At 41.5% G+C, this 23,413-nt stretch carries 16 protein-coding genes and 1 pseudogene; 13 read left to right on the top strand and 4 right to left on the bottom strand.

Features of this window, described 5'->3' with window-relative positions; genetic code table 11:
• Positions 1-47: 47 nt before the first annotated feature.
• The 12 genes from AB5542_RS10695 to wecB all read left to right on the top strand — a co-directional run bounded on the left by AB5542_RS10695 (position 48) and on the right by wecB (position 16,524).
• On the top strand, positions 48-428 hold the full coding sequence (locus tag AB5542_RS10695) for a TraR/DksA family transcriptional regulator (protein WP_027201860.1): 381 nt from the start codon (positions 48-50) through the stop codon (positions 426-428).
• A 42-nt stretch (positions 429-470) separates the two neighbouring features.
• The gene (locus tag AB5542_RS10690) at positions 471-1,082 is read left to right on the top strand and encodes a lipoprotein signal peptidase (RefSeq protein WP_118304502.1); all 612 of its coding nucleotides are present in this window, start codon (positions 471-473) and stop codon (positions 1,080-1,082) included.
• 155 nt (positions 1,083-1,237) lie between these two features.
• Positions 1,238-3,274, top strand: coding sequence for a thioredoxin family protein (locus AB5542_RS10685; protein ID WP_229128135.1), 2,037 nt, complete (start codon positions 1,238-1,240; stop codon positions 3,272-3,274).
• 213 nt (positions 3,275-3,487) lie between these two features.
• Positions 3,488-5,872: a type I DNA topoisomerase gene (topA, locus tag AB5542_RS10680; protein ID WP_279038115.1), complete on the top strand. Its 2,385-nt coding sequence runs from the start codon at positions 3,488-3,490 to the stop codon at positions 5,870-5,872.
• Positions 5,873-5,986: 114 nt separating this feature from the next.
• A complete protein-coding gene (locus AB5542_RS10675) occupies positions 5,987-8,110 on the top strand; it encodes a peptidylprolyl isomerase (RefSeq protein ID WP_087419003.1) in 2,124 nt (707 codons plus the stop codon).
• 131 nt (positions 8,111-8,241) lie between these two features.
• Positions 8,242-8,820, top strand: a complete 579-nt coding sequence (locus AB5542_RS10670) for an acyltransferase (protein ID WP_087419004.1) — start codon at positions 8,242-8,244, stop codon at positions 8,818-8,820.
• Positions 8,821-8,838: 18 nt separating this feature from the next.
• Positions 8,839-9,966 (top strand): DegT/DnrJ/EryC1/StrS family aminotransferase, encoded by a 1,128-nt coding sequence (locus AB5542_RS10665; protein WP_279038119.1) that lies wholly within the window; start codon positions 8,839-8,841, stop codon positions 9,964-9,966.
• Positions 9,967-9,976: 10 nt separating this feature from the next.
• Entirely contained in the window at positions 9,977-11,263 is a 1,287-nt protein-coding gene (locus AB5542_RS10660) for a glycosyltransferase family 4 protein (RefSeq protein ID WP_279038122.1), read from the top strand.
• A 13-nt stretch (positions 11,264-11,276) separates the two neighbouring features.
• Positions 11,277-12,257, top strand: coding sequence for a D-glucuronyl C5-epimerase family protein (locus AB5542_RS10655; protein ID WP_279038124.1), 981 nt, complete (start codon positions 11,277-11,279; stop codon positions 12,255-12,257).
• A gap of 47 nt (positions 12,258-12,304) precedes the next feature.
• The gene (asnB, locus tag AB5542_RS10650) at positions 12,305-14,233 is read left to right on the top strand and encodes an asparagine synthase (glutamine-hydrolyzing) (protein WP_279038126.1); all 1,929 of its coding nucleotides are present in this window, start codon (positions 12,305-12,307) and stop codon (positions 14,231-14,233) included.
• Between the two features lie 165 nt (positions 14,234-14,398).
• On the top strand, positions 14,399-15,439 hold the full coding sequence (locus tag AB5542_RS10645) for a glycosyltransferase (protein ID WP_279038127.1): 1,041 nt from the start codon (positions 14,399-14,401) through the stop codon (positions 15,437-15,439).
• 8 nt (positions 15,440-15,447) lie between these two features.
• Positions 15,448-16,524, top strand: a complete 1,077-nt coding sequence (gene wecB / locus AB5542_RS10640) for a non-hydrolyzing UDP-N-acetylglucosamine 2-epimerase (RefSeq protein WP_087419010.1) — start codon at positions 15,448-15,450, stop codon at positions 16,522-16,524.
• Here the strand turns inward: wecB and AB5542_RS10635 are convergent.
• The 4 genes from AB5542_RS10635 to AB5542_RS10620 are packed head-to-tail and all read right to left on the bottom strand — an operon-like array spanning position 16,506 to position 21,868.
• Complete coding sequence (locus AB5542_RS10635) at positions 16,506-17,669, bottom strand: glycosyltransferase (protein ID WP_279038129.1); 1,164 nt, start codon at positions 17,667-17,669, stop codon at positions 16,506-16,508. The genes wecB and AB5542_RS10635 overlap by 19 nt on opposite strands.
• Positions 17,670-17,706: 37 nt before the next feature.
• Complete coding sequence (locus AB5542_RS10630) at positions 17,707-19,158, bottom strand: hypothetical protein (RefSeq protein WP_279038131.1); 1,452 nt, start codon at positions 19,156-19,158, stop codon at positions 17,707-17,709.
• A gap of 60 nt (positions 19,159-19,218) precedes the next feature.
• Positions 19,219-20,724 carry a lipopolysaccharide biosynthesis protein gene (locus tag AB5542_RS10625; protein WP_162613656.1) on the bottom strand — a complete coding sequence of 502 codons (1,506 nt, stop codon included), beginning with the start codon at positions 20,722-20,724 and terminating at the stop codon, positions 19,219-19,221.
• A 16-nt stretch (positions 20,725-20,740) separates the two neighbouring features.
• On the bottom strand, positions 20,741-21,868 hold the full coding sequence (locus tag AB5542_RS10620; protein WP_279038134.1) for a glycosyltransferase: 1,128 nt from the start codon (positions 21,866-21,868) through the stop codon (positions 20,741-20,743).
• A gap of 111 nt (positions 21,869-21,979) precedes the next feature.
• Between AB5542_RS10620 and AB5542_RS10615 the strand changes: the two are divergent.
• A pseudogene (locus AB5542_RS10615) lies at positions 21,980-23,413 on the top strand (hypothetical protein); the annotation flags it as partial.

Below are 23,413 nucleotides of genomic sequence, written 5' to 3'. Positions count from 1 at the left end.
GATTACATAGCGGATTTTTTATTAACTTAGACAAAAACTTTACAACTATGGCCGAGAAAACTAGATATTCGGATGAAGAGTTGCAAGAATTCAAAGAATTGATTCTTGAGAAACTCGAAAAGGCGAAAAGAGATTACGAGGTGCTGAAAGCCTCGATCTCTGGCAGCGACGGGAATGACATTGCCGACACGTCTCCCACTTTTAAAGTATTGGAAGAGGGGGCATCTGTTCTTTCCAAAGAGGAGGCCGGTCGGCTGGCACAAAGGCAGGCAAAATTTATTGCTCACCTAGAGGCTGCGTTAGTACGAATTGAAAATAAAACTTACGGGATCTGCCGGGTAACCGGAAAACTGATCTCCAAAGAAAGATTACGCGCCGTACCTCATGCAACATTGAGTATGGATGCCAAAATGGGACAAGACTCTTAATCGCAAAAGCGATTAAGAGTCGCTTTAAATTTTATCACACAGATGAGTACGCGGAAAAAACTTATTATTTTTATTATTGCCCTATTAGTCATTGATCAAGTTGTTAAAATCTGGATCAAGACCCACATGATGATCGGGGATGAATTCAGTGTCTTCGGAGACTGGTTCAAAATTCATTTTATTGAAAACAACGGGATGGCCTTCGGGATGGAACTCGGGGGAGGCAAGTGGGGAAAAACCGTTTTAAGTGTATTCCGCTTAATTGCCGTAGTGGGCATCGCTTGGTACTTGGGACGTCTCATCAAAGAAAAAGCACCCATGGGGGTTATTCTCTCTTTCGGGTTAATTTTCTGCGGGGCAATAGGCAACATCATCGATAGCGCGTTCTACGGGATGATCTTCAGTGACAGCTATTCACAAGTAGCCACTCTATTCCCTCACGGGGGCGGGTACTCCTCGTTCCTGCACGGGAAGGTGGTAGATATGCTTTATTTCCCGCTTTACGAAGGTTTTCTTCCTCAATGGATTCCCATCTGGGGAGGTGATTTCTTCGTATTCTTCCGCCCGGTATTTAACCTGGCCGACTCTTATATTACAATAGGTGTATTTATCCTGTTGCTTTTCCACCGAAAGTTTTTCGCCTCGAAAAAGTAAGCAGTCAATCCTTAAAAAAATGTTATAGTAGACGATAAAAAGAGGCTTTCAGGCCTCTTTTATTTTAAAAATAAGTTAATGTTAAACCATGGAATAACAGCGTCAGGCTTTCTTTCCTACCTTGCAACTTTATTTACCAATTTATTGTTGAATTTATGAAAAGCCTTATTTCAATTGTTGCATTTTTGATGCTTAGTCTCACGGCATTCTGTCAAGGAGGCGTGAATTTCGAGCATATCACGTTTGATGAAGCATTGGCTAAAGCCAAAGCAGAGAACAAACTCGTTTTCATGGATTGCTATACCTCATGGTGCGGTCCTTGCAAGTACATGTCAGAAACCATCTTCCCGCAGGAAAAAGCCGGAGAATTTTTCAATCCTAAATTTGTTTGCGTGAAATTTGATATGGAAAAAGGAGAAGGCCCTGAACTGGGTAAAAAATTTGGAGTCAGAGCCTACCCGACGTTCTTGATTCTTCGTCCCGATGGATCGGTACAACACAAAGTGGTTGGCGGCGGGGATCTGGAAGGATTCATTGCAAGAGTTGAAAAAGGACTGAACGAAAAGACCTCTCTCGATTATTTGAACAAATTATACGAGAAAGGGAAAATGAACAAGAAACAACTCATGGCTTACCAGATCGCATTGAACGATGCTTATGAACAAGCAAAAAGCGAAAAAGTAGGCGAAGAGTTGAATAAAATACTGAAAGACAAGGATAAAATGAAAAAAGAATTCTGGCCTATTCTCGAAGAAAGTCCTTACGGTTCTGATAATTTCAAACTTGTCGTAAATAACCTTGCCGTGTTCAATAAAAACATCGGCAAAGAGAAAGTAGATGCTTACCTTTATGGTAATTATAGTCAAGCTATTGATAATACTACTCGCCGTAACGCAAAAGAACCCGCTAAGACACTTGAGCAAATTCGCCAAGAATTAACCAATATCGATTTGGAGAATAAAGATCAATTGATGAGCAAGATCGAGTTGGCTCAAGCCACGATTGACCAGAACGTGGATAAAATTATTTCTCTCGCTGAACAAGCAGCAGAAACCAAGAGCGAAGAACTATGGTCTATCGTAAACGCCTTAAACTCGATCAGTTCCAAGGTGAACAAAGCCGAAGCCGGGCGTATCGTAACATTAGGAGATAAATTCATTGCCAATAGCCCGGAAAACGGGAAAGCCTACATGACCAACTTCTTTGAAAAATTCAAGGTTGCAGCACATGTTGGTGTATATTTCTACGAGTTAAGTTATGAAGATGCCTTGAAAATGGCAAAACAACAAGGACGTAAACTTTTCATTGACTGCTACACGACTTGGTGCGGCCCTTGCAAGTATATGTCAGAAACCGTATTCAAACAAGAAAACGTGGGAGATTTCCTAAATCAGAACTTCATCTGCTTAAAATATGATATGGAAAAAGGAGAAGGTCCTGAACTAGCAAAAAAATTCGGTGTTCGTGCCTACCCAACTTTCGTGATCGTAAATCCGGACGGTACCATTCGTCATAAACTTGTCGGTGGTGGTGAAGGTGAGAAATTCATCGAGAGAGTGAAGGAATCTTTCGATGACAACAAAGCTTTAGGAGCTTTAGATGCAAAATACAATAGCGGTAATAGAGATAAAGCATTTTTATCTCAATACGCTCAAGTGATGGTAGCTAATTACGATCCGAACGCAAAAGCCATCGTAGACGAATTATTGAAAATTTCTACCGATGAAGAAAAATTATCAGAAGATTACTGGTTCATTTTTGGTAATAGTGAATTAAGCCCAAAAGATTCAGAAGCGGCAAAATTCTTGACTGACAACCGGAGCAAATTCAACGAAACCATTGGCAAGGAGAAAGTAGATAGCCGTTTGAGTGAAGGTCTTTTCCGTGAAATATTAATGGTTATCGCCGGACGTGGTCAAAAAACCGATGTAAAACGTTTAGACGCTATCGGACGGGAAGTAAAAGCACTGAAATTATCAAACGAGAAAACCTTACTGTCTTCTTTAGCCATCGCAAAGGCTGTGAAGACAGAAAATATTGACAAGATCTTGACAGCTTGCGAGAAAGAACTCCCGAAACTGGGAAAAGATTCTCAAATGATAGCTTACTATTTATCCGGTTCATTGGCAAAAGCAAATGACACGCAAAAAGCCCGTTGGCAAAAAATAGTTCAAGCGAACACGGGGAAATAAACTCCGGAATACTTATAATAATATGCACGAAGAGGATGTTTCTAAGGAACATCCTCTTCGCTATTTTGGAGAGAGTTTTTTACTAAAAAATGGGTAGAGTTTTTCATTTTCAATTGTTTTACGTAAGTTTGCACCCTAATTTTAGGACGAACAGCTTAAAAAAAGCGATAAATCCGTTTCGGAAGGAAACGGAAATGTAAAAGAAAATCGTATATGATTGAAAATTTAGTAATTGTCGAGTCTCCGGCTAAAGCCAAGACTATTGAACGTTTTTTAGGAGAGAATTATGTTGTAAAATCTAGTTTCGGACATATCCGGGATCTTGAAAAAAAAGATTTGGGGATTGATATAGAACATAATTTCCAACCAAAATATGAAATATCACCCGACAAGAAAGCGATTGTAAAAGAACTGAAACAACTTGCCAAGGAAGCCAAAACGGTTTGGTTAGCCTCCGATGAGGACCGCGAGGGAGAAGCTATTGCCTGGCATTTATTCGAAGTTCTGGGGTTGAAGAAGGAGAACACGAAACGGATTGTTTTTCACGAAATCACGAAAGATGCTATTTTACACGCGATCAATAATCCCCGGGACATTGATAAAAACCTCGTGGATGCCCAACAGGCCCGCCGGGTTCTTGACAGACTGGTCGGATTCGAAGTGTCACCGGTCCTATGGAAAAAAGTGAAACCTTCCTTGTCAGCCGGACGGGTTCAATCCGTTGCCGTAAAACTCATCGTTGAACGGGAACGGGAGATTAACCATTTCGTTGAACAAAAATATTATAAGGTTACCGGAACATTCGAAACCCAAGACGCAAATGGTAATTCGATCCCTTTAAAGGCAGAATTATCCGAACGTTTCTCCACGCAGGAAGAGACGGTTCACTTTCTGGAACATTGCAAGAAAGCGGCATTTTCAGTAAGTGATGTCGAGACAAAACCGAGTAGCCGTAAACCGGCACCACCGTTCACGACATCCACGCTACAACAGGAGGCATCCCGCAAATTGGGATTCTCTGTTTCACAGACAATGGCCGTGGCCCAGAAACTATACGAACAGGGACACATCACCTACATGAGAACAGACTCCGTGAACCTATCCCAACTGGCTATCGGTGCGGCAAAAACCGTTATCTGCAACACGCTGGGAGAAAAATATTCCAAACCCAGGAATTTCGCCACGAAGACGAAAGGAGCGCAAGAGGCTCACGAGGCCATTCGCCCGACCTATATGGACAAGGAATCGATCAGCGGAGACAAGAATGAACAGCAACTTTACTCGTTAATCCGGAAACGGACTCTCGCCTCCCAAATGGCAGAGGCCGAACTGGAAAAAACGACCATAACGATCGCCATTACCGGGGAGAAACACACGTTCGAGGCCGTGGGTGAAGTGATCGTTTTCGATGGTTTCCTCAAAGTGTACATGGAATCTTTCGATGACGAGAAAGAAGACGATGAAGCGGCCTTATTACCTGCAATACATAAAGGAGACCAGTTACAACGTTCCCTGATTCAAGCCTTAGAACAATACACGACGCATCCCCCCCGCTACACGGAGGCCAGTCTCGTGAAGAAAATGGAAGCTTTGGGAATCGGACGTCCGTCAACATACGCACCCACGATTACCACAATCCAGAACCGGGGATATATCTTACGGGAAAGCCGGGATGGTACAGAACGTCAACTAGACCAGATAGACCTTAAAGGACAAGATATAAAAGTCAAGAAGATCAGCCGGATATTCGGTGCGGAAAAGAAGAAATTGTTTCCCTCGGATATCGGAATGGTCGTGACGGATTTCCTTTCCAATTATTTCACGAATATCATGGATTATAATTTCACGGCAAATGCCGAGGATGCCCTTGACCACATTGCCGAAGGAGAGGTTGAATGGCAATCCATGATCGGAACATTCTATCAACCTTTCCATGCTAACGTGGAGAAAACGTTGAAAGAATCCGAACGAAACACGGGAGCCCGGGAACTTGGTAAAGATCCACAAACAGGAGAAACCGTTTCCGTACGAATCGGACGTTTTGGACCGATGGCTCAGATTGGTGAAGGAGAATCCGTACGTTATGCCGGGCTGCTCAAAGGGCAACTGATGGAAACCATTACCTTGGAAGAAGCTTTAGACTTGTTCAAATTTCCCCGTCAACTGGGTGAATTCGAAGAGAAACCTGTCAGTGTCGGCATCGGTCGTTTTGGACCTTACATCAAGCATAATCAACTTTTCGTTTCCTTGAAAAAAGGCGTTGACGATCCGGGAACAATAACTCTTGAAACCGCTATCGAACGAATCAACGAGAAACGAGAAATCGAAAAAAATAGGAAGATCCAAGAGTTTGAAAACGGAGTACAAATTCTTAACGGACGTTTTGGACCTTACATCACGTTCAACAAAGTGAACTATAAGATTCCCAAAGGAAAAGAAGCAGACAAATTAACCTTTGAGGAAACCATGGAGATCATTGCAAAGGGAGGGGACAGTAAGAAAAAAACGACAAAAAAGACAACAAAAAAAGCGGCCCCGAAGGCAACAAAAAAGGAAACGAAAAAAGAGACAAAAAAGGAAACGAAAAAGAAGGAATAGGGCAATAAACGAAAGGGATTGAAATTTATTTGCATAAAACCAATCCATTTTATATATTCGTACCCTCGAAAAATAGAATAAATTCGTGTGTAGAAACATAAAATTTTAATATAAATGGCAACGTTACAAAAAATTAGAAATCGCGGTGGAGTACTTGTTAGTATCGTGATTGGATTAGCCCTCGTGGCGTTTATTGTTGGTGATGCTCTTAGCTCTGGCGCCAGCCTTATCAATCGTTCCAGAAACAAAGTTGGAGAAGTTGGAGGTGAAACTATCGGCATTCAAGAATATCAACAAAAGATTATGAAGAATGAAGATTTCATCAAAAGCATGAACGGTTTATCTGCCTTAACGGATGAGCAACAAAGAATGATCCGGGAAAATACCTGGAATCAGATTGTTTCCGAAATCATTCTGAACAAGGAATACGAGGAATTAGGTTTGGACGTTAGCGGTGACGAGTTATACGATTTCTTATTAGGGAGCAACATGAACCCGGCTGTCAGCCAGTTATTCGCAGATCCTAACACGGGACAGGTAGACAAAGAAAGAGCCCGTCTGATCATCAAACAATTGATCGAAGCTCCTGCCGGGACCCCGCAAAAGGAATATTGGTTGAACATGGAAGAGCAAGTAAACACGGCTCGTAAACAAGAAAAATATAATACTCTGTTAGCAAAAAGCTTGTTTGTAACAGATGCTCAAGCCAAAGAACTTGCAGAAAGTGCAGCAACGACAGCTGACATCAGCTTTATCATGAAAAGCTACAACACGGTTAGCGACTCTGCAGTAAAAGTAACAGCTAACGAGATCAAAGATTATTATAATTCACACAAATATTTGTTTGAACGCGAAGAAGCCAGACAAATTGCTTACGTGAATTTTGACATCACGGCCTCAGCCGAAGACATTAAAGAAACGGAAGACTGGGTGAATGACTTGAAACCCGAATTTGCAGAAGCAAAGAACGTGCTTGAATTCGCTAACCTTTCATCTGAAAAAAGATTCCAACCCAAATATTATAAAAAGGGAGAATTGGATAACGAGGAACTGGATGAATTCCTGTTCACGGAAAAGAGCGATGCCGTATTCGGACCTTATCTGAAAGATAACGCTTACAATATCGTTCGTGTTGCCGACCGCCGTGTATTACCCGACTCAGTAAGAGCCCGTCATATCTTGATCGCATCAAACAATATGGCTCAATCAGAGAAATTAGCCGATAGTTTAGCAGGCTTAATCCGTAAAGGCGGAGATTTCGATGCTTTAGCAAGACAATATTCTGCCGATCAGAATACTTCTGTAAATGGTGGGGATTTCGGATGGTTCACCCAAGATCAGATGCTCCAACCAATTGCTGATTCAGCGTTCTTCTCTAACAAAAACGAGGTGAAAGTGGTAAGATCAAATTACGGTTTCCATGTTTTGCAAGTAACAGACAGATCAAAACCTGTTGATAAGGTACAAATCGGAATCGTTGCAAAAGAAATTACCCCGTCTCAACAAACGATCAACAAGATTTATAACGACGCACGTACTTTTGCAAACAATATCAATACCGTAGAAGATTTTGAGGCAGCTTTAACTGCTAATAATCAAACCAAACGTATCGCAAACTTAGGTAAAAACGATTATCAGATTGCAGGCATTGATAACGCAAGAGATATTATCCGCGAGGCTTATATGGCTGAAAAACCGGGTTTCATCCTGACGACCAAAGAGAAATCGCCGATCTTTGAGGCTGGAGACAAATTCTCTGTTGTGGTTCTAACCGGAATTCAAGAAGAAGGTATCGCACCTCTGAACTCTGTTTCTGCAGCTATCCGCACAGAACTTATCCGTAAAAAGAAGGGCGAAATCATTGCCAAGGAATTGACCAATGCTATTTCCGGAAGTGAAAGTTTACTTTCTGTTGCCCAAAAAGCCAATGCAGAGGTAATGGATGCCACGGATGTTAGTTTCAGTTCATTCCAAGTTCCCGGAGTTGGTATCGAACCCGTGCTGACTGCCGAAGTTGTTACAATGAAAGAAAACGAAATTTCTAAACCGATCATCGGTAACCAAGGAGTTTATGTTGTGGTTGTAAACTCTAAAACTGTTGAAACAGTTACTCCCGAACAAATTGAAGCTGCCAAGAGAAGTATCGAACAAACGAATCTATACACCAAGTTCCGTTTGATTCTCCCCGCTTTAGTGAAGAATGCCGGAGTGGTTGATACAAGATACAAATTTTACTAGTAACCTAAACCACAAACCGAAAAAGCCGCCCGTCAAGGCGGCTTTTTTATTTCCTCGAAAGAAAAACATCACCCCCGTTTCTTTCAATACTTTAATAGAAAAACTATCTTTGCCAGTAAAATGATTCAGATATGAAAGATTATTTCGTACACGAGACCGCCATCGTAGACGAGGGCGCAACAATCGGAAAAGGAACTAAAATATGGCATTTCTCCCACATTATGAGTAATTGCCGGATCGGAGAGAATTGTAACATCGGGCAAAACGTCGTCATATCCCCGGAGGTAGTTCTCGGGAACCAAGTAAAAGTACAGAATAATGTATCCGTGTACACGGGAGTCACTTGTGACGATGATGTTTTCTTGGGTCCATCATGCGTATTCACGAACGTGACCAATCCTCGTAGTGCAGTAAACCGGAAAAGTCAATATGCCAAAACGCACGTGGGCAAAGGGGCTACCATCGGAGCCAATGCCACGATCGTGTGCGGGCATGACATTGGGGCTTACGCCTTCATCGGAGCCGGGGCCGTTGTAACAAAAACTGTTCCTGCATACGCTTTGTTAGTTGGTAATCCGGCTAAACAAATCGGTTGGATGAGTGAATACGGGCATCGTCTTCATTTTGACGAAAAGGGAATAGCCGAATGTCCGGAAAGCAAACAACGCTATCATTTACAAAACGGGTTAGTTCAAAAAATAGAAGAATAAATCTAATTTTATATCACAATGAAAATCACGATGGTTGACCTTAACGGACAATATGAACGCATCCGGGAGGAAATAAATAACGCCATACAGGAAGTACTTGACACCACGGCTTTCATTAACGGCCCCCAAGTGAAGACTTTCGCCCAACATCTCGCAGAATATAATCAAGTAGAACATGTTGTTCCTTGTGCCAACGGCACGGATGCCCTACAAATTGCTTTAATGGCTCTCGGGTTACAACCCGGGGACGAGGTGATTGTACCTGTTCATACTTACGTGGCCACAGCCGAGGTGATTGCCCTTTTACGGTTAGAACCTATTTTCGTGGATTGTGTGGCAGATCGTTTCACGATTGACGTTACCAAAATAGAAGAAAAAATTACCCCCCGCACGAAAGCAATCGTTCCTGTTCACTTGTACGGCCAATGCGCAGACATGGAACCGCTTATGGATATAGCCCGCCGACACAAACTTTACGTGGTAGAAGACACGGCACAAGCTATCGGGGCCACTTACACGTTCAGTAACGGTCTCCAACAAAAAGCCGGATGTATTGGGGATATTGGTACAACCTCATTCTTCCCCTCCAAAAACTTAGGATGTTACGGGGACGGTGGAGCCTTATTCATCCGAGATCACGAATTAGCCGAACGGGCCCGCATGATTGCCAATCACGGGCAAAAGATCAAATATCACCATAGTGTCGTGGGATGTAACTCTCGTTTGGATACCATGCAAGCTGCTATTTTGGATGTAAAACTAAAATACCTCGATGAATATTCAGCCGCCCGTAATCAAGCCGCTGAACATTATGACAAAGGGTTAGCAACAGTAAAAGGAATTATCCTTCCACAACGGGCTGCTAATAGCACACACGTGTTCCATCAATACACCATCCGGGTTGAAAATCACCTACGGGATGAGTTGAAATCTTTCTTGGCAGAACATGATGTTCCCAGCATGATTTATTATCCTATCCCCTTGCATTTGCAAGAGGCTTATGCTAAAAAGGGACAAGGGCAAGGAACATTCCCCGTTGCTGAACAATTAAGCGAAGAGGTACTATCGCTGCCGATGCACACGGAAATGAAAGCGGAAGAGCAAGAGTACATCATCGAACAAATTCGTAAATTCTTTAACCGATAGAGATATCACCGTGAAAAAGATTCTGATCATCACCTATTATTGGCCACCTTCAGGAGGACCGGGAGTTCAACGCTGGTTGAAGTTCTCGAAATACCTTCCGGAATTTGGTTATGATCCGATCATTATCACGGTTGATCCGGAAAAGGCTGAATATCCCATAAAAGACCACACGCTGGAACAAGATGTACGAGCCGGACAAATCGTGTATCGAACGGATTGTTCCGGTATATATGAATATTATAAAAAACTGACTAAAGCCCAAAGTGCCCCGTATAGCGGATTCGTCAATGAAGGGAGTCCCAGTCTAAAACAGAAGATTGCCCGTTTTATCCGGGGTAATTTCTTTCTACCGGATGCCCGGAGAGGCTGGAATAAACACGCTTATCACCAAGCAATCCAAATTATTCAGGAAGAAAAAATAGATGCCGTCATCACAACGGGCCCGCCTATGTCAACCCATCTGGTCGGACAAAAACTAAAAAAGCGTTTCCATCTGCATTGGATTGCTGATTTTCGAGACCCATGGACTGACATCTATTACTATAATAAGATGTACCCAACTCCCATTGCAAAAGCGATTGACCGGCAATATGAACGAAATGTTCTTCTGGATGCAGATCAGGTAATCACGGTAAGCGACTACATCAAAAAGCAACTGGCAGCAAAATCTCCGGCCATTCAAGCCTCTAAAATAAAAGTTATCGCTAATGGATTCGATGCCGAGGATTTCGACCTAACTATTCCAAAGGAAGATGTTTTCACAATTACCTACACGGGGACTTTGGCGGCTGACTACACGATTGATTCCTTTATCCATTCAGTTAAAAGACTTTCCACATCAGGAAAACTCAAACTACGTTTTGTCGGTAAAGTGGATCAGGGTATAGCTCAAAAACTCTCGGAACAACTGGGAGATTTCGTAGAAATCCATTCATTCGTAGCTCACGCAAATGCCATCAAATACATGAAGAGTTCTTCTGTTCTATTACTCATTATCCCCAATATCGAAGGGAGTAAAGGTAATCTCACGGGCAAGCTTTTCGAGTATATCGGCTCCAGAACCCCTATTCTTTGCCTCGGTCCCACCGATGGTGATGCCGCAGCCATCATTCAAGTTTGTAAGGCCGGGAAAACATTCGAATATGACGATGAAGAAGGTATGTTTCAATTTCTAACCTCCTTACTGAATAATTTTGATCCACAATCTCCTATAAAAGAGGACAATGTAGTCAACCGTTATTCGAGAAAGTCCTTAACCCAGTCTTTAACCCAAATCTTAGCCCGCCATGAAGCTTAAAAAAGCTATTTTCATGTTACGTAAACTTTTGCGAGATTTCAACACGAACCGCAAGATCGAAATTAACATGGAGAATCAATCTGAAACGCTAGGCTATTATTACATCAAATTTGACGAGGACATAGCTAAGCTCAATCGTCTAATTCACTCTTTCGACAAAAATGGAGTCCCCTTGAACACGACTTATATTGACGTGGAAGATACAAAACTGCACTACTATCCTATTTCTATCGGACAGTACGGGTTAGCCATATTCCACTCGTGGTTAAAGACACATTCCGAAGAGAAAAGGGCTCATTTTCTTCGCATTGCAGACTGGTTTATGAACAATCGGACAGATCATACAGAACTCGGTTGTTATTGGCTAACCGACGTGCCTAAACCCGAATACCATGTTTATCAACCTTGGAAATCCGCCTTCGCACAAAGTAGGGGAATATCCATGCTATTGAGAGCCTGGCAACTTACAGAGGATGATGCCTACTTGAAGGTTGCAACTCAAGCATTAATTCCTTTCACGAAGGATATAACAGTCGGAGGGGTTTCCGTAGACCGAGAAAAGGGAGAAACCTTTTACGAAGAATACGTGGCAGAGTGTCCGACACGAGTACTGGATGGCCATGGCTTTTGCCTTTTCGGTTTATACGATTACATTCGTGCAGTTCCCGAAAACAAGGACCCCAACGGGTACGCGCTCGCTCTTCGGCTGTTTAATGAAGGAATAGAAGGTCTTACCCGTCAACTTCCTCTGTTTGACATGGGGTTCTGGCCTCGATTCAATCGCTGCGATCTTTCCGGTTATCCACAAGATGACCCCTGCACGATCGGTTATCTCAGACTTGTTCGCCAGCAACTCCTAATTCTCTATCGAATCACCGGAAAAGAGGAATTACGCCTTTTTAGCGAGAAATTCCATCATTATGACCGTATTTCCAATATTTTAAAAATGTATCGCCACAAGTTCACGGCATTAAAGAAACTGAATCGTTTATAATAAAAACGGGAAAAAATAATACTTTTGTATAAACAAACTCTTGTAATATGTGTGGAATAGCCGGAATATTCGAACGGGATACAGATAACACTCAACTCATGTCGGAAATGCTGACCACGATTGAACATCGGGGGCCGGATGATCAATCTATATATACCTACCGGGATTTCACTCTCGGACACCGGCGTTTGTCCATTATCGACGTCTCCACGTGTGGCAATCAACCTATTTTTAATGAAGACAAAAGTGTTTGTGTCATTTTTAACGGGGAGATATACAACTACGAAGAAATCCGGGAAGAACTCAAATCCAAGGGACACGTGTTCTATACCGCTACCGACACAGAAGTTCTGGTTCATCTTTACGAGGAGTACGGAACCGGATTCTTCAACAAGTTAAACGGTATTTTTGCTTTTGCCCTACTGGATCAAAACAATAACCGCCTGATTCTCGCACGGGATCATTTCGGAACTAAACCTCTACACTATTTCCTTAAAGATGGTATATTAGTTTTCGGTTCCGAACAGAAATCCATTATCCTACACCCGAAATATGAACGGAAATTAAATTTAAAGGCTTTACATATACACTTGAACTTGCGTTACACGCAAGGGAATGAGACTCTTTTTGAAGGCATCAAACGTCTTCCCCCGGCTCACTTTGCCGTGTTTGAAAACGGTCTGTTCACGGTAAAACGCTACTGGCAGCTGGCTGTGAACATCGATCGATCCATCACGGAAAACGAGGCGAAAGAGAAAATGAACGAATTGATCAAACAGGCAGTGAAACGCCAGTTGGTCAGTGATGTTCCAGTCGGCGTGTATCTATCGGGCGGACTGGATTCCTCAACGATCGTGCAGAAAATGCATGAACTGGGTGTTCCCGAGATCAACACGTTTACCCTAGGGTTTAATGAGCCCACGGATGAATTTCCCGATGCCCAACAAATCGCCGATCACTTTCACACGCATCACCACACGTTGAGCCTATCGATGAATCCGATGCAACAAATGCCGAAAGTAATCTGGCATGCAGAGGAACCTAAAATTAATCTATTGCAGGGATTCAATATGTCGGCTTTTGTCCACCCAACCGTGAAGGTTATTCTCGGAGGGCTAGGCGGAGACGAACTATTTGCCGGATATGATATTCATAAATTCATTTACCCGTTCAAAAACTGGCATCACCATACTCCACAATGGCTACAACGTATGTTACGCTGGAAATCGGATTTCATCTTCCGTCTTCAGAACAATTCTAAATCATTACGTTACGACGAATATCGCCGGGGCGTACAAATGTTACTGTCTATCGGGAACGTGGAGCGCTTTTACCTCATCCTGCGAAACACGTGGGATTTCGATAACCCTTTCTACAAGAATATCTATTCGGAATCGTTCTTGAAACAGCAAGAAATAGAACAATTCAAGGTACATAAGGAATTTGACAAGATTTTTGAATCCGTACGCCACCAGAACGGATTGGATCAAGTGCTATATGCCGAATTTCAATCCAAAATGGTAAACGATTATTTGCTTACGGATGACCGGATGTCCATGGCCCATTCGGTTGAGGAACGAATTCCTTTCCTTGATCGGGATTTGGTAGACTTCGGCTTTACTCTCCCCGTGGAGATGAAGATCAAAAATAACCAGACTAAAAATCTTTTCCGGGAAACCATGAAACCATATCTTCCCCCCAAGATTATCACGAAAAAGAAATGGGGATTCACGGTGAACCCGTATCTACAATTCAAAAAGGATTTAAAAGATACAGCCGAGAAGATTCTTACAAAAGAATATATCGAGAAACAGGGAATATTCAATTATGACTATATCCGCTATATTCTGGATTACCCGGCACATCCGAAACTCCGGTGGCACTACAATTTTATCTGGATCATCCTGGGACTGGCTATCTGGGAACAGGAGTTCATACACAAACGAGTAGAAGATAACATCGAAGCTTACTATTAAAAACATGATTATGACAAAAAAGAAAGCATTAAGCTATTCGAAGAACGTAATTAAGTTTATCTTCAAACCGTGACAATTTTTCACGGTTTGAAATAAATCCAATAAATATTACAAACAAGGAACTGGCATTCAGGTATACACGATTATAATAAATACAACTAGATCATGAAATACTCTATCATCATTGCCGTATATAACCGTCTGGAAGAAGTGAAAGAACTCCTTGAAAGCGCAGAAAAGCTCGAAGGGAATCGGTGTCTTTTTGAATTATTATTCGTGGATGACGGTTCGAAAGACGGATTCAAGGAATTCATCGAACAATACCACTCTGCCAGCGGACTTCAAATACGAGCGATATACCAACAAAATCAAGGTCCCGGAGCTGCCAGAAATTACGGCATGAGTAAAGCCCAAGGAGAGTATTTTATCTTTGTAGATTCCGATTGTATGTTTCCCCCTCAATGGCTGGCTGAAATTGAGAAGACCCAAAACGAACATCATTATGACGCATTCGGAGGCCCGGACACCTGTCATCCCTCTTTTTCTCCCCTACTGAAAGCGATTAATTACTCCATGACCTCATTTATCGGAACAGGAGGAACCAGGGGAAATAAAAAGCACGTGGGGCGTTTCTATCCTAGAAGTTTCAACATGGGAATATCCAGAAAAGTATATGACATGATTGGAGGTATGGGAGGATTGCGTCATGGTCAGGATATGGATTATTCCATGCGAATATACAATGCCGGTTTTAAAGTGGGGCTAATCGCAGATGCTTATGTCTATCATAAACGCCGCACAAGTATACCCAAGTTCTTCCGCCAAATCTTTAACTGGGGAGTTGCACGCATCAATTTATCCAGACGCCATCCACATACGCTAAAACCGATTCACCTGCTCCCGGCCCTATTAATCGTTGGATTAGTCGTTTTGGAATTATGCACCTTTTTCACAGGACAAAACTATCCTCCCGTACATTTTGTATGGAATATTGTTGACTACGGATTAATGCTTGTTTGCTTGTTTGCTTTTTTCCAGTCACTTTTCAGATACCGGAACATCATTGTTGCCTTCCTCTCCATCATTACTTTGCTCATCCAAGTCTTCGCTTATGGCTTCGGGTTACTCTGGGGAGGCTGGAATGCCTTGCTCGGAAAGGAAGTAAAAGGATTTTCAAAAAATTATTACGGAAATAAGAAATCATAATTCACCACATGAAAATAGTTACCATCATAGGCGCACGCCCTCAATTCATAAAAGCAGCCGTGGTCAGTCGAGCCATCAGTAGTTTCCCGGATATACAGGAAGTTATCGTTCACACGGGACAACATTTTGACACGAATATGTCTGATATTTTCTTTGAAGAGATGTGTATACCCAAACCCAACTATAATTTGAATATCAACGGAATGACGCATGGAGCAATGACGGGCCAGATGCTCGAAAAGATTGAATCTATCCTATTAACGGAACAGCCGGATTGGGTGATCGTTTATGGGGATACAAATTCCACACTGGCCGGAGCCTTGGCAGCAAGTAAATTACATATCCGGGTTGCACACATCGAGGCCGGACTACGTTCATACAATATGAATATGCCGGAAGAGATCAACCGAATTCTCACGGATAGGATAAGTTCCGTATTGTTTTGTCCCACAGAGCAAGCTATTAAAAATTTACACCAAGAAGGCTTTAAACAATTTCCTTGTACATTATTGAATTGTGGTGATGTCATGCAAGATGCCGCACTTTTTTATGCCAATAAAGCCAAACATCCTGATTTTTTACTTCCGGAACATTTTATTTTAGCTACTTTGCACCGGGCTGAAAACACGGATTCTCCCGAACGTTTACAATCTATTATCGCTGCTCTTGAAGAGATTGCACGGGAAATGCCTGTCGTTATTCCTATTCATCCCCGTACCCGTAAAAAATTACAAGAGTTGAATTTCAATTTTAAACAAACCCGCCTCCAACTGGTGGACCCCGTAGGCTACCTGGAGATGGTTTATCTGCTAAAACACTGTTCTCTTGTTGCCACGGATAGTGGTGGTTTACAAAAAGAAGCCTATTTTTTCAAAAAATACTGTATCACTCTCCGAACTGAAACGGAATGGGTTGAACTGGTTGAACAAGGAGCCAATATCATTACGGGTTGGAGATACGAAGATATTTTAAACAGCTACAAGCAACTTAAACATACAACAAAAGACGTTTTTTCTTCTCCTCTGTACGGGGATGGACAAGCCGGACATATCATTATCCGGGAACTTCAACGAATAGATTCGTAAGCTGCTATTAACTGTTTAACAGAAACATCCCAATTATATTGCTCCAAACACAATTTGTGAGCCCGAGTTGCCATATCTTCCAAATCCAAGGTTACCAGCTGCTCTAATTTCCGGGCACAGTCTTCCGGAGAATTATCTTTATACACCACTCCAACTTGATGCTCTCGTACAATATTCCCAACACTATTCATATCGCTCACCAGCACGGGTAAACCATAATAAAAGTACTGGTATATCTTATTCGGAGAAGAACAGTCGGTCTGTACCGAACGCAGATTCGATATTACTCCCAAAGAATAGGCGCACATCTTAACGGCTTCTACCGGAAACTTCAAATACCCGGGGAAATGTACCATCTCTTCTAAACCAAGTGCTAATACCAAATCCTTTATCTCTCCGGCATAGGCCCCTTTTCCATATATGTCAAGACTGTACTTAGATTTATCCTTTATCAATGCCAATCCCTTGATCACATTTTGTAATCCCCGGTGATAAGTGATTCCCCCAACATAAAGTAAACGTATCTTTCCTGCTGTCGTCGGGTGTGGTTCCGGACGGGGAAACAACTCCATACTAATCGTATTGTCCACGTGATAATATGTCCGTGGAACCAGATCATTCATCCGGTCAGACATCTCCTTACATACCGTAATAACAATATCCGCCTTGCCTATCATCTCCCGTTCATAGCGTTTCCAAGCATCAAAAGAATACATCAACTTCCCGGCTATCCCTTTCGTGTAGGGAGCCATATCCAACATATAAGGATAATTCTCATGACTATCCAAAACAAATTTTATCCCGAATTTCTTTTTTGCCCAATATCCAACCTCAGCTAAGGGTAGGTCATGTATATGAATCACGTCAAAAGTCTCCGCACACAATAAATTCCCGACCTGTTTCTTCCAAAACATAAAATAGAAGGGCAAGCGCAGACAGGCAATTTTCGCTTTATTATATAGGAAAGATGTCGACAAGGCTCTATGTAACCTGATTCCTTTATAATTTTCATCCCCGACACGTTCTTTTTTTAGCGTTGCACACAACAAATGGACTTCATGTCCGGCTTTTATCAAGGATAACGCCTCTTTCTCAACCCGTTCGTCATCCGGGAACTGGTTCTCTAAAACCATCAGTATTTTCATGCTCCGAAGATATTATTCTATTATTCAAATAAACACATTAACGCACATTCATTCGAAATTTCCGGTAAGGTAAATAAATACCCAGCCATTTCATCATGGCTATAATTTTATGTTTCCCCGTCGGGTTCACAGGCAAGTCTATTGTTTTACCTGCAAAATGATTAATCACTTCTCTAAATACCCGACAAGACTCTTTTACCCGATACTTTGCATCGGCACTCAGCAATGTTGTCAACATTATTCGGGAGTTAAAAGGTGAGCAAACTTCCGAAGCAATCCAACATTCCTGTTTTGACTGTGCAGTCGAAGGTCCCCAATCCAACTCCCAAAACAACATATCCAGCGCATTTAAATGATTTGCTTTAAAAAGAGGACGATTCGTATCATACCATGCTTGCAATTCCCGTACGGCATAAGGATAGTTTCTACACTCCATCAACGCCGCAAGCTCCCTTCCCGATACATTCTCTGTATAATTGTAGTAACTACGGGCAATCTCTCCTAAATTACCATTTAACATTATTGCATCCTTAAAATAAGTTCCGTTTCCCGAAAGAATCATTGCCGCTGTCCGATCTCTGGCATAATCAACACTATTCTTATACACTTCTTTCAAAATAGGATCGACCTCTGGCGAATACCGGAACACTTGAAATGATTTCCCAACTAATTCTGTCAACTTTTTAGGAATAACCAGATCCGGGTGGTTTTCTTTAAAAGAAGGATGTTTATAAATAAAATAAGTACACTCTTTCAAACCAAGACTAGCGGCAAAAACCATTCGGCTATCAAAGCCAGCCGTCACGGGGATCACTACTTTTTTATAACGTTTCGCTATCGCCTCGATATATCCTTTAAACATCGGAATCACCTGTTCCACAACATCCTGCAAGGCTTGTCTCTGAATAGGCTGTGCCGGGAAGAAACGCACGACTTTACGTGCAGTCACATCCAGGTAGGAATTTGCCATTAAACGAAATATTCCTTGTTTCCAAGTCTTGTTGGAGATCGCATATAATCGATATTTATAAACCGATGAATTAAAAAATGCTTTTGCCTCCGGGTCTACAACATCTTCCAAGGGGAAAAAATGTTCTATTAATTTCACTTGAGAGGCAAAAACGTCAAAAGAATCCTTATAATAAAGGATTCGCTGCGCACAAGCATCCGGTATAATTTTTACCCCCACAGCATCTTTACAAAGTACAATAAAATGACCGCAATATTGATCCAGTTGCCGCATCAAATCTTCCACGTCAACAGATTCCGATAATCTCTTTACAATATCTTCATTTGTATATTCAGTATTCCGATAGTCAAACAGATAACCCAATACTGCCACAGACAAATATTTCCCATCCTGATGTACATAATCCAGATTCGGATGTACGTAAACATGATAATTATCAAACAAAAACTGTTTCCACCCGTCTAGAGCCAATTCTTTCTCTGAAATTATATACTGCCTATTAAAAAGCTCTGTTTCCATCATTTGTCCATTTTAAGATTCTTACAAATATAATTAATTCATCCGGTATAGGAAATAGTCCTATGACTCCCGGTATTTTACATTTTTCACGTTCTCTTTCAATCGCCTCAGATCAGACCATTTTTTCCATGCTCCTTTCAAGTTATTCCACTCATCCTTATCGTAAAAATGCCATTTATACAACAAAAACGGATATCCGCCCAAAATAACCAATTTCACCAATATACTTATCCCAATAGCTGTTTCATTAAATAATATACCGATCAGGTATAATATTGTTCCCACAACAAGCACCTTCCCCACTTTCGACAATTCATAGGGAATAGGGTAATACCGTTGAGCAAATATATAACATGCCAACCACGAAATTACATGAACTATCATTGTAGCCAAAGCCGCCCCGTACATTCCCATTGAAGGCACCAGTAGCATATTCAAGAAAAAATTCAATATGGTAATACCAACTATAACATAACTTATAATTTTAGTCTTCTTCATAATTTGCAACCCAATCATGCAACATTCCCGCATCATACTGAAAAAAATAGCATAGGTCACGAAAGGAATGACGTAAAGCGCCTCTATATAATCCGGATTAGTTGTCACCCAAACAATTCCCTCCCGCGAAAACAGATTCAAGCCTAAAGCACAAAACATCAAACCAAAAGAAAAATAAGTCAATACTTTTGAATAAAATTGTTTATTATCCGGATCATTCATTTTCTTCATCAACAAAGGCGTTAAAGCCAATTGCACGGATGTCACGATAAAAACTTTAAGAGTATTCCCTACTTTATATCCCAAACTATAGAAACCGACATCATCCAATCCTTGAAAATGATTTATTATATAACGGTCAAAAACAGTAAGTAAACTTCCTACTATGGCGGGAAAAACTAACGGATAACTATATGCCAGCAATTGTATTGTACACTTTCGGTCTACTCGACAAGAACTGTTCTTAATAACCAGTGGTAATACCATAAGTAATTGTATAGCTATACCGACTAATTGCGCCTCATACACTCCTGATACCCCCCGATGTAAAGAAATTGTAAAATAAATCGTTAGAACTAATGTTACAAATAATCTTACGATATTCGTTAACGAATAATAGATAGGCTTACGTTGTAAACGCAATAAATTTTGTGGAACTTCAACAACTGCACCCAACATAGAAGTCAATATCAGTAATTGAAGAATATATGGAAGTTCCCCTCCCAAAGAATACCCTTCTTGCTGTACCAGTAATGCCGATAACTCACCAACATTTAACCACAACACGCTCCCGATACACAAAGAAGTCAATATCGTAAACAACAATGTCGTGAAAAAAATAGTCTTTTGTTTATCCCGATATTCGGCATCCCAATACCAACGGATCAACCCGGAATATAAAGAAAGTCCCATCACCGCAATCAAAATTTGTGATGTCACCTCCAATAACCCCATCAACCCGTAATCAGCAGTAGAGAAATATTCGGCATCCGTATAAAGGGGAATCAGAATAAAACCGACAAGCTTGACAGCCACATTTCCGATACCATAAAGTACCGAATCTTTCATGACTTGCTTTATATCTTTAAACATTTCTTTCCTCCATGATTTCTTGATATATTTCTATCATATCTTCCACATTCTTATCCCAATCATATAATTCCCGAACCCTCTTTTCTCCATTTTGAGCCAAGGTAACCCGTAATGTTTCATCATTTACCAGGGTTTCCATGGCCTCTGATGCTTGTTGTGGATTCTCACGTTCAACGATAAGGCCGGACTCTCCCGATTTCACGATTTCGGTGAATCCCGGAGCATCTGATACAACAACAGGACAGCCCACGGCCATTGCCTCCACTACAGCAACCCCAAAACTTTCTGCCCGGGAAAGCGCCACGAATACATCAAAAGAACTGATGACTTCCGGCAAATGATCATGTACGACCTTTCCTTCAAATATGATTTTTTCTGCCAACCCCCAATTTATTGCTTGTAACTGTAATTTTTCTCTCTCACTTCCCTCTCCCACGATCCGTAAACACAAGTTCAGATCTGGTCGCCGTTTACACAACAAAGCAAAAGCATCAATCAACGTATCTATCCCATACCCATATTCCAAAGTTTTCACAATTCCAAACACGAATCCATCTGTCTCCTGATGCTTTTTTGGAAATCTCTTGAACAATGTCATATCCACTCCGAATGGGGTAACAGGGATTTGTTTTTTATCCGTATATCTTGCAAGTTCTTTGGCCATCACGTGGCTTGTAGACAAAACCCGATCCGCCTTTTTCAATATATATTTAATCACACAAGCCCTGCTCCATGAACGCCGGGGATAGTCATATACATCTGTTCCCCATGCCGAAACGACGAATGGATGAAAACCCGCCAACGCCCCGAATAAACCATTATCCGATAAATAGTGAGCATGAACGATATCCGGATGAAATATTTGAATAGAATTTCTGATGTCTTTTATCAACGCCCGGTAATAAATAAATAATTTGACTAAAATAAAACCCTTGATCCCTTTACTATCACGTGATTGCCAGAACGATTTTACCTGTACATGCTTAATCCCCCTATAATAGTCAACCTTTTCACAAGGATAAAAACTGTATAACATAATCTCCACTCCCCGCTTAGCCAACGCACTTACCCATCGTTGAGTATGTATCGCGGCGGGATTTGATAACATGAACACTTTCATAATTCAATTCTTGATAAACAAAAATAGCAATTATTCATCGAGTAGTAAAGATTTCATATTATATTTTTTATTTTTGTCGATGAATAAACATGGCCTTAAAAAAGATTCAAAATGAAACAGCTAAAACTGAAAGCATTCTATCCCCATTTATTTGCAATTATATTATTGATCCTGATCGGTTTTATATATTTCTATCCCACGTTACAAGGAAAGGTTGTCAATCAATCGGATGTCTCTTCTTTCGTGGGTGCCGCCAAAGAAACGATAGATTACCGGGCCGCAAACAACGGGGAAGAACCGCTTTGGACAAATTCCATGTTCAGTGGAATGCCCACAACCATGATCAGTACCTATTACAAGGGAAACTATCTGGAAAATATTTACGAATTTCTATTCGTTGGTCCTCGGCCTGCAGCCGATTTAATCTTAGGTTTCATCAGTTTTTACTTTCTTATGCTGGCATTTGGGGTCAATCCTTGGTTGTCCATTGTTGGTGCTTTGGCATTTGGACTCTGCTCCTATAATTTCCAAATCATTCAAGTAGGACATAATGCCAAAATGACCGCTATCGCCCTTATGCCTGCTGTTCTTGCGGCACTTGTTTATGCCTTTCGAAAGAACCGATGGCTGGGAGCCGTGCTGTTTGGCATCACACTCTCTTTCGAGATTATGGCCAATCACCCGCAAATCACATTCTATCTGGCATTTATTACGATATTCTACGGTATTGCTCAATTATACACGGCTATAAAACAAAAGGCTCTACCGTCATTCTTGAAAACAACCATATTGTTAATTGTTGCTGCCGGACTGGCCGGGGCTACGAACGTGAACCATTTATGGCCGACATGGGAATATGGTAAATATACCATGCGTGGTGGTTCGGAATTAACTTTAAATCAAAAGAACCAAACCAAAGGTGGTTTGGATAAAGAATACGCGACAGCATGGAGTTACGGGATAGATGAATCCCTGAATCTGTTGATCCCGAACTTTAAAGGAGGAGCCTCGGCCGGGGCATTAAGCAAAAACTCGGAGACTTACAAATTCTTAAAGAGCGCGGGAGCCCAGAATGCAGATCAAATGATCAAGCAAATGCCTTTATACTGGGGTCCTCAAGCATTTACAGCCGGGCCGATGTACATGGGAGCTATCGCTATTTTCTTATTCGTACTAGGATTAATCTTGATAAAAGGCCCCATGAAATGGTGGATCGTGGGTATATCCCTGTTAGCCCTATTCTTGGGTTGGGGACGTCATTTCATGGCATTATCAAGTTTCTTCTATGATTATGTTCCTTTGTACAATAAATTCAGAGTACCTTCGATGATGCTGGTTGTACTGCAAGTGACCATCCCGTTATTAGGCATATACACGCTGAACAAAATTCTCAATGGCTGCTTTGAACGACAAGTTCTTGTTAAATCATTAAAAATATCTCTTGGTATTACAGCCGGAATTTGTGCTTTATTCGCCTTGATTCCCGGACTTGCCGGAAATTTCTCCGCCCCCATCGACACACAAGCCGAATGGTTACAACAATAC

The organism is Butyricimonas sp. RTP31003st1_G1_RTP31003_210430, from assembly GCF_040920905.1.
In the GTDB taxonomy this organism is placed as follows: Bacteria; Bacteroidota; Bacteroidia; order Bacteroidales; family Marinifilaceae; genus Butyricimonas; species Butyricimonas paravirosa.
Note: the sequence above shows the minus strand (reverse complement) of the source record. Positions and strands in the feature narration are given on the sequence as shown.